We start from the raw sequence: 12,525 nt of genomic DNA, 5'->3' as shown, positions 1-12,525 counted from the left end.
TGTCCCTTTCAGATCCGCTCGCCATCATAGGGCGGCGGTCGAGCCTTGGCGCCATTGTCGCCCGCATACCGCGGGCGCTGTCATGGCGTGCCATTACTCGTTTCAGGGGAAAATCGCCACCCCGGCATGGTCCAAGCCGGGATTGCACGATTGAGCCACAGGAGGAACAGGCTTAGTGCGCTGTCTTCGCCGGCGCCTTCACGGCTCCGTCTCGCATCAGCCGGTCGATATGCATGCGGATATGGGCGGCTTCCGCTGCCGTGTTGGCCAACGCAATGGCGCGATCGAAGGCGACACGCGCCTCTTCGCCACGGCCGAGTTGCATCAACAGACCGCCCTTGAGGCCGAAGAAGTGGAAATAGCCGGACAGCCTCTCGCCAAGCGGCTCGATCATGGCAAGGGCAGCTTCCGGCCCGCGCACCTTGGCGACCGCAACCGCACGGTTCAGCGTCACCACCGGCGAAGGTTGCATCGCCTCCAGCAGGCTGTAGAGCAGGTCGATCTCTGTCCAGTCGGTCTCCTCGGGGGTTGCCGCCCGCGCATGAAGGGCGGCGATCGCCGCCTGCACCTGGTAGGGTCCGGGCTTCTGGTGGCGCAGGGCCTTGTCGACCAGCGCCAGGCCTTCGTCGATCATCTTGCGGCTCCACAGCGAGCGGTCCTGGTCGTCGAGCAGCACGATCTCGCCATTCTCGTCGAAGCGGGCCGGCGCGCGCGCATGCTGCAGCAAAAGCAATGCCGTCAGGCCCATGATCTCCGGCTCGGTCTGGAACAGCCGGAGCAACAGGCGCGCCAGCCGGATCGCCTCCTCGCAAAGCGGCGCACGCGCCGGCGCCTCGCCGCTGTTGGTGGAATAACCTTCGTTGAAGATCAGATAGACCATGGCGGCAACGGCGGCGAGCCGCTCCGAGCGCTCGACCGCGCCGGGCGTCTCGAACGGCACGCCGGCATCGGCAATGCGCGCCTTGGCGCGCGTGATGCGCTGTTCCATGGCGCTTTCGCCGACCAGGAACGCACGCGCGATCTGCTTGACGGTGAGACCGGAGACGATGCGCAGCGCCACCGCGATCTGCTGCGTAGGCGGCAGATCCGGATGGCAGCAGATGAACAAGAGCCGCAATATGTCATCGCGGTAGTGCGCGCCGTCCAGCCGTTCGGCGATATCGCTCTCGGCATCTTCCAGGTCCGAGATCTGGTCCTCTTCCGGCATCGGCGCCTGCTTGGCGCGCTTGCGCACCGCGTCGATGCCGGTGTTGCGGCCGACAAAGATCAGCCAGGCCGCAGGATCGCGCGGCGGCCCGTTCTGCGGCCAGTTCTTGAGTGCCCTCAGGCACGCGTCCTGGAAAGCTTCCTCCGCCGTATCGAGATTGCGGAAATAGCGCAGCAGCGCACCCATAGCCTGCGGGCGGGCAGCGCTGATCGCCGAGCTTATCCAGGCGAGGTCTGTCATGTGGCTACTCTGGTTGGGTTGAAGACGGAAACCGGTCGGATCTCATAGGATCCGCCGCTGGGATTGACCTCGGAAAGCTCGCGCGCGAAGTCGACCGCTTCGTCGAGATCGGCGCATTCCAGCGTGTAGAAGCCGAGGAACTGTTCCTTGGTCTCGGCAAACGGGCCGTCGATGACGACCGATTCGCCCTTGACCTTGCGCAGCGTCGTCGCGGCGGTGGTGGGCAAAAGCCGCGCCACCGGCCCAAGCCGGCCGGCTTGAGCGTATTTTTCCTGCACATGCATGAGCTTTGCCATGACCTCGTCATCCTGTGCCTTGCTCCAGGAGGAGACGACATCTTCGGAGGCATAGCAGAGGATAGCGTAGAGCATGGGACGTCCTTTTCTGTCTCAAAGGACGAAACAGTAGGGCCTGTGCCGACATGGCGTCGACAAAAAAGTTACGCCATTTTTGTCAGCCTTCGCTTGCCTTCAACCATCTCAGCACAAGAGCCTCTTCATCATCGAGACCGTCGATCGCTCGCTTGCGCTTGTTGGCCTCGGTCATTTCGCTAAGCAGCCGCCCTTCCACCCAGGCTTCAAAAACCTGTGGATGGATGTAGCATTTGCGGCAGACGGCGCGTGTGTTGCCGAGCCGCTCGGCCACCTTGTCGATGACCGCGTTCATCACACGCTTGGTCTGCGCCTGGCTTTCGGGAAGCTCCGTCCGCGCAAACAGCGACGCGGCATGGATGGTGCCGCCCCAGGTGCGGAAATGCTTGGAGCTGAAATTGGCGCCGATCGCGTCGCGGATATAGCGGTTGACATCGTCGGAGCGCACTCCATGCCTCTCGCCGTCCTCGTCGAGATATTGGAACAGTTGCTGCCCCGGAATATCCTGCGCGCCGCGCACGACCCGGGCGATGCGGCGGTCGACCAGCTTCAACTTCCATTCCTTGCCGGACTTGCCCTTGAAGGCAAAGCGCAGGCTGGATCCCTTGATGTCGACGTGACGGTCGCGTAGCGTCGTCAGCCCAAAGCTCTTGTTGTCGCGGGCATAGGCGGCATTGCCGACCCGGATCATCGTGTTGTCGAGCAGCCAGACAATTGCCGCCACGACGCGCTCGGCCGGCAGGCCACGGCGGCGCAGATCGGCATCGATCCGGCGGCGCAGCTCCGGCAGGCTTTCGGCAAAGGCGACAAGGCTGGAGTATTTGGCGCCATCGCGCTCGGCGGCCCACAGCGGATGGTAGCGGTACTGTTTGCGCCCGCGCTGGTCGCGGCCGGTCGCCTGGATGTGGCCGGCGGGATCGGGCGAGATCCACACATCCGTCCATGCCGGCGGAATGGCCAGCGCCTTGATGCGGGCAATGGCTGCCGCGCCGACGGCCTGTCCTTTCGCGCCCTTGTAGGAAAAGCCTTCGCCCGCCTTCAGGCGCCGGATCCCCGGCTCGCTGTCGCTGATATAGGTGAGCGAGGCCTGTTCGGCAGCGGTCTGCGCGCCGTTCTTCGGCGCTCCATCGTCCCCCTGTCCGGCAGCCGACCGGCCGGATGGCGTCCCAGATTTGTCAAGCATGCCCGCTCCACGAAATTTTTCTCGTAGATAAGCGCCAAGCCGACTGCTGGTTCCACCCCGTTGCTATGGAATGTGGTCGGGTCCACCAATGGTGGCACCAGCCGGCACGGCCATCCAGAGGCCGCCATCGTCGACGTGAGGCGGATGGTAGTCGCGCCCGGGCGGAATCTGTTCGAACACGGCCCCTGCCTCATCGGCAAGGTAGTCATAGCCCACATCCTGCAGGAGCCCCTTTGGATCAAGGTGGTGGTAGAGATTGCGGCGGGCGATCCGCCGCTTCGGCTCCATCATCTTTAAATGATAGAGGTTGAGCCCGCTGGTTGCGGGCCTTGAAACCAAGATCGGGAGGATACCAGAGCCCGTGCAGGTCCTCTGGTCGGTACTTCGCCGGATCGTAGGCTCTGAACAGACGATACTGGAACTTTTCGGCCCACATCCCGTCGACCCGGTACTCGGTCGGCGAATACAATTCGCGGAGCCGGAACCCCCAGGCCATGCGCCTGTAATCCCCCGTCAGCTGTCCGATCCGCTCCGCGGTACCGCGTTCCAGCCGCTCATCGGGATCAATAGCCAGGATCCAGTCGGCGGCAGCTTCATGCGCTGCGTCGAGTAAGATCCGCCGCCGCTGCGGCTCGCTGCTGAACACGCCGGTCGCCCCGCGATCGTCATAGGCAATCCAGCCGTCAACGACCGGATCGATATTGGTGATCAGATCGGCAACCAGATGCGCGTCATAACGATAGCTGAAAACTGCGACCGTTCTCTGGCGCGTCCAGAACAGTCGGCTCCGTCGCCAGCGTCGAGGCTTGATTTGGCTCGTTATCATTTTCTTGTTGCCGCTTTCACGCGATTTCGCACGCCAATATAGACACCCACGGATTTGACCAGCAGGGCAAGCCAGACAATTGGCATCGACATCATCGCGAAAGTTCGATCCCGATCGGAAAGCCCGATCTTCGCCAGCTTGCGGGCATTCCGCCGATCGCGAAACGTGTCGCGAAAACACCGAAACGGAGTGTTCAGGGCAGACGCTGCGAGGTAATCGCCGCGGCGACAGCCGCGCCTGTACTGATCGGCAAGCAATCTGGACAGCCGGGTTTCGTTGCGATGAACGGTTTGCACCTTAGGCTCCCACACCGGCTGCAGTTCCTGCGGCAGCCGCCCCAGGAATTCGGTGTCTTCGGCAGCAGGCATGGTTTCATCGAACAAGCCAAATTCATCGAACAGCCGCCGATCGAACGACACGCCGTAACGCAGCGCACGATCCGACGGCAGACCGGGAAGCCGTCGCATGAACATGATCAGATGAGCCGCACAGGCGATCAGATTGCGCGGATGGCTATTCACCATCGCGCTCGCCACGGCGCGGTCGCCAGCCAGATGCCGCTGCATCCGTGCCTCGGCCCAGCCCGAACAGGCGAGGCAATCATCGGCAAGAAAGGCAACGAAAGGCGCTTTGGTGGCCGCAATGCCGAGATTGCGGGCTGCGCCTACAAACAGCCTTCGACCGGCCTCGATCACTGGCACCTTGACCCGGCGCCGGTCAGCAGCGCCAGGACCTCGCCTCCGCCCGAGTTGACCACCATGATCTCGAGCGGCTCATCCTGATCCAGCAGGGATGTCACCGCCTCGACGATTTGAGCCGGCGCGCGATAGCCGATGACAATGACGGCAAGCTGCGGCGGGGCTGATTCAGGCACGTTGCAACTGGACGCGCGGAGAGGAAAACCAGCGCCGCAGCGCCAGCTTCAGCTGGTAGCGCCTGCAACGCCAGGTGTTCGACCGCACCTTCGGCGCCGCCGCCGCGATCCTCAGGAACCGCGCCGCCGTCTCCAGATCGCCGCGCGCATAGTGAACCCGGGCGATCTTGAGGGCGACCAGCCCCTCCCTGGTCTTTAGCGACGACAGTGGGATGCCACAGTCAGTCAGCTCGCGCAGCGCCAGCCGCCAGTCGAGAAAGCGGCGCACCGGCCTGGTGATGAAGCGATCATCGGAACGCACTGCCGAAACGTGGTAGATCATGACGGGATGCACGATCAGGGCAAGCGACGCCCTGCCCATCAGCCTGGACCAGAACAGCGTGTCCTCGTCATAGGCAAGCCCGGTCGGGAAGCGCGTGTCGCCGACGACGCGCCGGGAAACCAGCGCACTGCCCACGGCGATCGAGCGAATGTGACCTTCCAGATAGGCCGAGGCATTGGCTATACCGTCTTCTATGTAGCCGGCTGGAAGCTTGAGGTTCCGGTTCTCGCCATCGGTGCGCCGACGGTAGGCGCCGATCACCATGTCGGCGGCCGGTTGCTCCCCCGCCCGGACCAGCATCGACCGCAGCCCGCCCTCCAGATGCAAGTCGTCGGCGTCGATCAGGTAGATCCAGGAGCATTGCGCCTGCGCCAGCGCCACATTGCGGGAGCCGCCCGCGTCCCGGCAGCTGCTCTTGAGCACGCGCAACGGCAACGAGAATTGCGTGGCGGCATTCAGCGCGGCTTCTGCCGTCCCGTCCGAGGAGGAATCGTCGACCAGCAGCACCTCGCCGATAACCTCGGCTTCGGAACGAAGCGAGGCCAGCGTGGCCGCAATGGTTGCCGCCGCATTGTGCGCCGGGATGATGACACTGATTGCCGTCAATACCGAACTCCGCATCAGCATGCCTGCCGACCGATCCTCCCCGAAGTTTCGACCGAGCATAACGGGCATGGCCGTTGTTGAGAAGCTGTGCTTCGAGGCTGTCAGGCCTTCTCGAGCGCGACCGGGATGACGTCGACGGCCTGGTCGCCGACCTGGCCGCCGGTGGTTTTCAGCACGCCGACGATCGGAGCCACGTCGGAATAGTCGCGGCCATAGCCAACGGTGATGTGGTCGTTGCTGGCCCGCATGCCATTGGTCGGGTCGAATTCCTGCCAGCCGGCATCGCGCCCACACCACACCTTGACCCAGGCATGCATGGCATCGGCGCCTTCGAGCCGCGGCTTCCCTTTCGGGGGAATGGTGCGCAGGAAGCCGCTGACATAACCCGCAGGAATACCTAGCCCGCGCAGGCCGGCGATCATGATGTGGGAGAAGTCCTGGCACACGCCCCGCTTCAAACGGAAGGCATCGCTGGCCCCGGTACGCACCGTGGTCGCTTCCCCGTCATAGGTGAAGTCGCGGTGGATGCGGTTGCACAGATCGATGGCCATGCCGACCGTCGAGCCGCCGGCGCTGTCGCGGGCATAGGCGGTGATCGCCGCATCGATGCCGGCATGATCGCTGGCGGCGAGAAAGTGATGCGGTGCATCCGGCGCCAGTGACCGTACGGCGCCGAGTTCTTCCCGCAGGCGCTGCAGATCGGGCGACACGTCGAGCCCAGGCTCCGGCCGTGACACCGACACGCGCGCGCTCATTCTGATGTCGAGCCCGTCATGGACGTCGCGAAAGGCGATCGCGGTGACATTGTTGCCGAAGAAATCGGCAAAATCCGTGCGCTCCGATGGGGTCGGCACAAACGAAAGCGAGGCCGCGATCACGCGCTGCACGCCGGCAATGGTCGGCGGCAATACACGCACCTGATGCCGGCTGCCACCGGCCGCGGCGTCATAATCGTAGCTGAGATGAAGCCTGATATCGTACAGCATGTTAACCGAAATACGCTTTAGCCAGGCTGCTATAGAGGTTGCCGATCTCAGTTGCGAGATCGTCCAGCACCTCCGCCGACATCTCCGATGGCTCCATGACGGCAATTGCCGTGTTGAGCTGCAGGATTTCCTTGGCCGCGACCGACATATGCCCCTCCGGCCCAACCGATGGCAACAGGCCGATCTCCGCCTTCAGCCGTTCGAGCTGGAACAGGATCGAGCGCGGGTTGAGTGGGTCGAGCGCCAAGAGGTCGATCACTGTGCGCCGTCCGGCCCGCACCGGATATTGCCGGCGGTGGGTCATGACGCTGTCGCCGATCTCCAGCATCATGTCGAGCGAGCCGTCCGGCGCACCGGACCTTGTCAGTCGGGCTAGCGTACGGGCGATCTGGATGCCGCGCTCGATCCGCCGGCCGATCTCGAGGAAACGCCAGCCGGTGAAACGGTACATATTCTCGTGCAACAGGCCAGAGAAACCGGCGAGCTTGCGCAGCATGACCGTCATCGCCCGTGTCGCGTCGTCACCCGGCGCCACCGTGGTGGCGAACTGATGAATGGTCTTCGACAGGTCCTTCAGCGCCAGCCAGCCATCGGGCGAAAAGCGGTCGCGGATCTGTCCGGCGCTGTAGACGGCGCTGTCCAGCGTGCCGATCAATCCGGGCGGAATGGCCGCTTCGAGATCGACGCCGAAGGGTTCGAGATAGTCCCTGATATCGGCGAGCAGCAGCATGTCAGGATCGGACGTCTCGGCCAGCCGCACATGATAGGCGCGCAGGATGCGAACCGTATCCTCCGAGCGCTCGATATAGCGGCCGAGCCAGGTCAGGTTTTCCGCCGCGCGGCTGGGCAGGCTGCCCGGCATGGTGCGGACAAAGCTGTCATGCTCCTGCGGCAGCAGCGTCTCGCGCTCGACCGACCGGTCGCTGACCACCCAGACGTCGGCCGCCTGGCCGCCGCGCTGCATGGCGATGGCCGTCGGGTCGAGCGAAAGGCCGACACGGGCGAAACCGCCCGGCATTACCGTCCAGCCATCGGGCGTGCGCGCCAGATAAACGCGCAGGCTTGCCGGTCGCGGTTCCAGCCAGCCGCCGACATAGACCGGCGTCGTCGACAGCGTCACCGCTTCCTGGCCGACGAAACCGCTGCCATCGCTCTCGATGCGCGCGATCAGCGCGATGCGTTCCTCCGGCGTCAGTGCCGAACCGAGCCTGGTCTGGCCGTCATCCTCGAAGGCCAGCCGCGTCGACAGCGCCGGACCGATCACCATGCGATCGATATTGGCAAGCACATGGGCCCGTTCGGTTGCTTGCCCGCACCACCAGGTGGCGACGCTTGGCAACAGAAGTTCTTCGCCGCGCAATGCGCGCGAAATCTTCGGCAGGAAGGCGAGCAGCGCCCGGGTTTCCATCAAGCCCGAACCCAGCGCATTGACCGTCGAAACCGTGCCGCGGCGGGTCGCCTCGACCAGCCCCGGGGTGCCGATATGCGAGTCTGGCCGCAGTTCCAGCGGATCGGCGAAGGCGGCATCGAGCCGCCGCCACAGCACGCTGATCGGCATCAGCCCCGAAACCGTGCGCACCATAAGCTTGCCGCCGGCGACGGTCAGATCCTCGCCCTCGAGCAGCATGATGCCGAGATAGCGGGCGATATAGGCGTGCTCGTAATAGGTCTCGTTGAGCGGCCCCGGCGTCAGAATGGCGACGCGGCCGTCATTCTCCTTCGCCATGCCGATCAGAGCATCGCGAAAGCGACGGAAGAAACCGGCCAGGCGATGCACATGCATCTCGCCATAGATGTCGGACAAAGCCCGCGTCGTGGCGACGCGGTTTTCCAGCGCAAAGCCGGCGCCCGACGGCGCCTGCGTGCGGTCGCCCAGCACCCACCAGCTTCCATCCGGCCCACGGCCAAGCTCGAAGGCGCAAAAATGCAGGAAATGACCGCTGGCCGGCATGGTGCCGACGACGGGGCGCAAAAATTCGGGGCTCGCCGCAATCAGGCCTGCCGGCAAGATTCCCTTCTCGATCAGCCGGTTCGGGCCATAGATATCAGCGACTATCTCCTCGAAAAGGTCGGCGCGCTGGACGAGACCGGCGCTGATCCCGGCCCATTCCTTGTCTTCGATCAGCAGCGGGATATGCGCCAGCGGCCATTCGCGCTCATTGGCGCCGGCCTTGTCATAGACGCGGTAATAAACCCCGGCGTCGCGCAGATACTGGTCGGCGCGGGCAAAGCGCTGGCCGAGCTTTTCCGGACCCAGCTCCTCCAGCGCCTCGATGAAGGGCGCCCAGGCCGGACGCGGACGGCCCGAAGCATCGACCATCTCGTCGACGACGCCGTCAATCGGCTGGTAGTGCTCCAGCAGACTGTGCCTCAGCGGCTTGCCGCGGACCTTTTTCTGATTCCCCTTTGCCATCGCTGATCAGAGTCTTGCTGGCCGCCTGAGGTCAAGGGTCATGGGGAAGTCTTCAGAGGCTTCTTCATTGCGCACCACATAGGCCGACGGCGTATGGCCGCGCGGCTCGAAGCGGGCGAGACGCCGCGCCTCAGCCTCATTGCCGTTGACCGGGAAGGTGTCGTAGCTGCGCCCACCTGGATGCGCGACATGGTAGACGCAGCCGCCCACCGCCCGCCCCGACCAACGGTCGTAGATATCGAAGACGAGCGGCGTGTTGACCGGCAGCGCCGGGTGCAGGCCCGACGAAGGCTGCCAGGCCTTGAAGCGCACACCGGCTACCGCGACCTCGCGATTGTCGGTGACCTTCATCGGCACGATTCGGCCATTGCAGACAATGGCATGACGTTCCGGTTTGAGGCCTTCGGTCCTGACCTGCAGCCGTTCGACCGAGGAGTCGACGAAACGCACAGTGCCGCCGATTGCGCCTTGCTCGCCCATGACATGCCACGGCTCCAGCGCCTGCCGCAGTTCCAGCTTGATGCCGGCATGCTGGACTTCGCCGCAGAACGGAAAGCGGAACTCCAGCTGGGCATCGAACCATTCCGGCCGGAATTCAAAACCGTTGAGCTTGAGGTCGTCGAGCATGTCGAGGAAATCCGCCCAGACATAATGCGGCAGCATGAAACGGTCATGGAGCGAGGTGCCCCAGCGCACGAAGCGGCCATCAAGCGGGTTGTTCCACGCACGGGCGATGATGGCGCGTACCAGCAATTGCTGCGCCAGCGACATGCGCGCATTGGGCGGCATCTCGAAACCGCGGAACTCAACAAGCCCAAGCCGGCCGGTCGGGCCATCGGGCGAAAACAGCTTGTCGATGCAGATTTCCGAGCGGTGCGTATTGCCGGTGACATCGGTCAACAGGTTGCGAAACAGTCGGTCGACCAGCCAAGGCAGCGGTGGGTTGCCCTGGCCCGGGTGCGGCACCTGCGCCATCGCGATCTCGAGTTCGTAAAGCGAATCGTGCCGCGCCTCGTCGAAGCGCGGCGCCTGGCTGGTCGGGCCGATGAACAGGCCGGAGAATAGATAGGACAGCGACGGGCGCCGCTGCCATTGCAGCACCAGGCTCTTCAACAGATCGGGCCGGCGCAGGAACGGGCTGTCATTGGGCGTCGCGCCGCCGACGACGACATGGTTGCCCCCGCCGGTACCGGTGTGGCGGCCGTCGATCATGAACTTGTCGGCGCCAAGCCGCGTCTGCCGTGCTTCCTCGTAGATCGCCGTCGTCGTCGCCACGCAGTCCTGCCAGTTGGCAGCCGGATGGATGTTGACCTCGATGACGCCGGGATCGGGTGCCACCCTGATGACGTTGAGGCGCGGATCGTGCGGCGGTCCATAGCCTTCGATATGCACGGGAAGGCCGATCGCCTTGGCCGCGTTTTCGGCGGCTGCGACGAGTTCGAGATAGTCTTCCAGCGCCTCGACCGGCGGCATGAACACGCACAGCCGCCCGTCGCGTGGCTCGACCGAAAGTGCTGTACGCACCGCGCCGCCGATCTCGGTGATCTCCTGTTCGACCCTATCCTGCTGGCCGGTCGTCGCCGTGAAAGAAATCGCCTGCTGGCGTCGTGCCATCTCGTCGGCGCCTTCCAGCTCGGCCGGAGCCGGTTCTGGCAGTATGGCTTCCCGCGCCGGCAGCGGTCCACGCGGCAGCGACGGATCGACCGGCACAATATAGGGGAACTGCGCCGGCGGCACATAGGGCAGCGTGCCCAGCGGCAGGCGGTAACCGACAGGGGAATCGCCCGGCACCAGGAACAGCCGCCCGCGCCGTGTCTTCCACTTCTCCGAGCGCCAGCGCGGGTCCGAAGCCTGGCTGTTCCAGCGCTGCACCGGCAGCACGTAGCCCGACGGCTTGGTCAGCCCGCGCTCGAACACTTTCGCCATGCGGCTGCGCTCTTCCGGGTCTTCCAGCTTGGAGTTGGACGGATCGACATTGTCGGGCAGCTTGCCTTCTTTCAGCAGCCATTCGGCCGGGTCCTCATAGGCCTCGCTGACCATCGCCTTGTCGATGCCGAGTTCGCCGGCGATTGCCGTCAGCAAGCTCTCGGCCTGCTGCGGCCCCACCTTTGCGTCGCTCTTTTCGCGTGCGATCAGCGACGGATCGCTCCACACCGGCTGGCCGTCGGTGCGCCAATAGAGCGAAAAGGTCCAGCGCGGCAGGCTTTCGCCCGGATACCATTTGCCCTGGCCGTAGTGGAGGAAGCCGCCCGGCGCGAAGCGTTCGCGCAATTTACGGATCAGCGCATCGGCCTTTTCGCGCTTGGTCGGGCCGACGGCGGCGGTGTTCCACTCGGCGGACTCGAAATCGTCGATGGAGACAAAGGTCGGCTCGCCGCCCATGGTCAGCCTGACGTCGCCCGCTTGAAGTGCGGCGTCGACCTTGTTGCCCAGCGCATCCAGCGCCTGCCAGCTTTCGTCCGAGAATGGCTTGGTGATGCGCGGATGTTCGGCGATGCGGTCGACACGCATGTCGAAGCCGAATTCGACATTGGCGAAGCTCGCCATGCCGGAAATGGGTGCGGCGTTGCGGAAATGCGGCGTGGCCGCCAGCGGCACATGGCTTTCGCCGGTGAGCAGGCCCGACGTCGGATCGAAGCCGATCCAGCCGGCGCCCGGCAGATAGACCTCGCACCAGGCGTGCAGGTCGGTGAAGTCGACGGCGGTTCCGGCGGGGCCATCGAGCGCGACCAGATCGGGCTTCAGCTGGATCAGATAGCCGGAGACGAAACGCGCGGCGAGGCCGAGATTCCTGAGGATTTGCACCAGCAGCCAGCTCGAATCCCGGCACGATCCCTTTTTCGCGGCCAGCGTTTCCTCCGGCGAGAACACGCCGGTTTCCATCCGCACGATATAAGCGATCTCCCGCTGCAGCCGCGCATTGAGGTCGACGACGAAATTGACGGTGTTGGTGGCGCTACGGTCGATGGTTGCGAGGAAAGTCGACAGCAGCGGCCCCGCCGGCTCCGGCGTGCGGTAGATGGCGAGATCGTCCCTGATGTCTTCGGGGTACTCGAACGGGAAGGTCTCGGCCGATGGCTCGACGAAGAAATCGAACGGATTGTAGACCGTCATGTCGGCGACGAGGTCGACCTCGATCTTCAATTCCGTCACTGGTTCCGGGAAGACGAAGCGGGCCAGGAAATTGCCGTAGGGGTCCTGCTGCAGATTGACGAAGTGGTTCGCCGGCCCGACCTTCAGCGAATGGCTGAGCACCTTGGTGCGGGAATGCGGTGCCGGCTGCAGCCTGATGACCTGGGGCCCGAGAACCACCGGCCGGTCATATTTGTAATGGGTCAGGTGGTAGACGGCTGCCAGTATTGCCATGGGGCCCCGGAGATCGGCGTTTCTTCAGCCGAACCCTGACACATCTATTGGCCATTCTCCAAGCAGAGATGTTGCGCTGCACCTAAATTAAGCAGCCGAAGCCGGCTACGCTGTGTCGAGATTCAGGTCAG

General features: G+C 64.3%; 11 protein-coding genes. All 11 read right to left on the bottom strand.

Annotated elements, in window-relative coordinates; all coding sequences use genetic code 11:
* Window positions 1-172: 172 nt before the first annotated feature.
* Window positions 173-1,447, bottom strand: coding sequence for an RNA polymerase sigma factor (locus ACYG9R_RS17585; protein ID WP_023707663.1), 1,275 nt, complete (start codon window positions 1,445-1,447; stop codon window positions 173-175).
* Window positions 1,444-1,818, bottom strand: a complete 375-nt coding sequence (locus ACYG9R_RS17580) for a YciI family protein (RefSeq protein ID WP_023671781.1) — start codon at window positions 1,816-1,818, stop codon at window positions 1,444-1,446. Before ACYG9R_RS17580 ends, ACYG9R_RS17585 begins: the two co-directional genes overlap by 4 nt.
* Before the next feature lie 82 nt (window positions 1,819-1,900).
* Window positions 1,901-3,001 (bottom strand): DNA topoisomerase IB, encoded by a 1,101-nt coding sequence (locus ACYG9R_RS17575; RefSeq protein WP_023686314.1) that lies wholly within the window; start codon window positions 2,999-3,001, stop codon window positions 1,901-1,903.
* 63 nt (window positions 3,002-3,064) lie between these two features.
* A complete protein-coding gene (locus tag ACYG9R_RS17570; RefSeq protein WP_155923198.1) occupies window positions 3,065-3,217 on the bottom strand; it encodes a hypothetical protein in 153 nt (50 codons plus the stop codon).
* A gap of 22 nt (window positions 3,218-3,239) precedes the next feature.
* Window positions 3,240-3,827 (bottom strand): hypothetical protein, encoded by a 588-nt coding sequence (locus ACYG9R_RS17565; RefSeq protein WP_023823339.1) that lies wholly within the window; start codon window positions 3,825-3,827, stop codon window positions 3,240-3,242.
* Entirely contained in the window at window positions 3,824-4,522 is a 699-nt protein-coding gene (locus ACYG9R_RS17560; protein WP_023823338.1) for a glycosyltransferase family 2 protein, read from the bottom strand. Before ACYG9R_RS17560 ends, ACYG9R_RS17565 begins: the two co-directional genes overlap by 4 nt.
* On the bottom strand, window positions 4,519-4,701 hold the full coding sequence (locus ACYG9R_RS17555) for a glycosyltransferase (protein ID WP_023823337.1): 183 nt from the start codon (window positions 4,699-4,701) through the stop codon (window positions 4,519-4,521). The genes ACYG9R_RS17560 and ACYG9R_RS17555 overlap by 4 nt, the downstream gene beginning before the upstream one ends.
* Window positions 4,694-5,629 (bottom strand): glycosyltransferase family 2 protein, encoded by a 936-nt coding sequence (locus ACYG9R_RS17550; RefSeq protein ID WP_023686317.1) that lies wholly within the window; start codon window positions 5,627-5,629, stop codon window positions 4,694-4,696. Before ACYG9R_RS17550 ends, ACYG9R_RS17555 begins: the two co-directional genes overlap by 8 nt.
* Before the next feature lie 101 nt (window positions 5,630-5,730).
* Entirely contained in the window at window positions 5,731-6,615 is an 885-nt protein-coding gene (locus tag ACYG9R_RS17545; RefSeq protein WP_023683456.1) for a transglutaminase family protein, read from the bottom strand.
* 1 nt (window position 6,616) lies between these two features.
* Window positions 6,617-9,028 carry a circularly permuted type 2 ATP-grasp protein gene (locus ACYG9R_RS17540; RefSeq protein WP_023823336.1) on the bottom strand — a complete coding sequence of 804 codons (2,412 nt, stop codon included), beginning with the start codon at window positions 9,026-9,028 and terminating at the stop codon, window positions 6,617-6,619.
* A gap of 6 nt (window positions 9,029-9,034) precedes the next feature.
* Window positions 9,035-12,394 carry a transglutaminase family protein gene (locus tag ACYG9R_RS17535; RefSeq protein ID WP_023823335.1) on the bottom strand — a complete coding sequence of 1,120 codons (3,360 nt, stop codon included), beginning with the start codon at window positions 12,392-12,394 and terminating at the stop codon, window positions 9,035-9,037.
* Window positions 12,395-12,525 lie beyond the last annotated feature (131 nt).

It is taken from the genome of Mesorhizobium sp. RSR565B, from assembly GCF_054719465.1.
The sequence above is the reverse complement of the archived record's forward strand: the minus strand, read 5'-3'. Positions and strand labels throughout refer to the sequence as shown.

Coding starts and splice junctions, on each gene's coding strand:
- ACYG9R_RS17585 (WP_023707663.1), bottom strand. CDS start 1,447: ATGACAGACCTCGCCTGGATAAGCTCGGCGATCAGCGCTGCCCGCCCG.
- ACYG9R_RS17580 (WP_023671781.1), bottom strand. CDS start 1,818: ATGCTCTACGCTATCCTCTGCTATGCCTCCGAAGATGTCGTCTCCTCC.
- ACYG9R_RS17575 (WP_023686314.1), bottom strand. CDS start 3,001: ATGCTTGACAAATCTGGGACGCCATCCGGCCGGTCGGCTGCCGGACAG.
- ACYG9R_RS17565 (WP_023823339.1), bottom strand. CDS start 3,827: ATGATAACGAGCCAAATCAAGCCTCGACGCTGGCGACGGAGCCGACTG.
- ACYG9R_RS17545 (WP_023683456.1), bottom strand. CDS start 6,615: ATGCTGTACGATATCAGGCTTCATCTCAGCTACGATTATGACGCCGCG.
- ACYG9R_RS17540 (WP_023823336.1), bottom strand. CDS start 9,028: ATGGCAAAGGGGAATCAGAAAAAGGTCCGCGGCAAGCCGCTGAGGCAC.
- ACYG9R_RS17535 (WP_023823335.1), bottom strand. CDS start 12,394: ATGGCAATACTGGCAGCCGTCTACCACCTGACCCATTACAAATATGAC.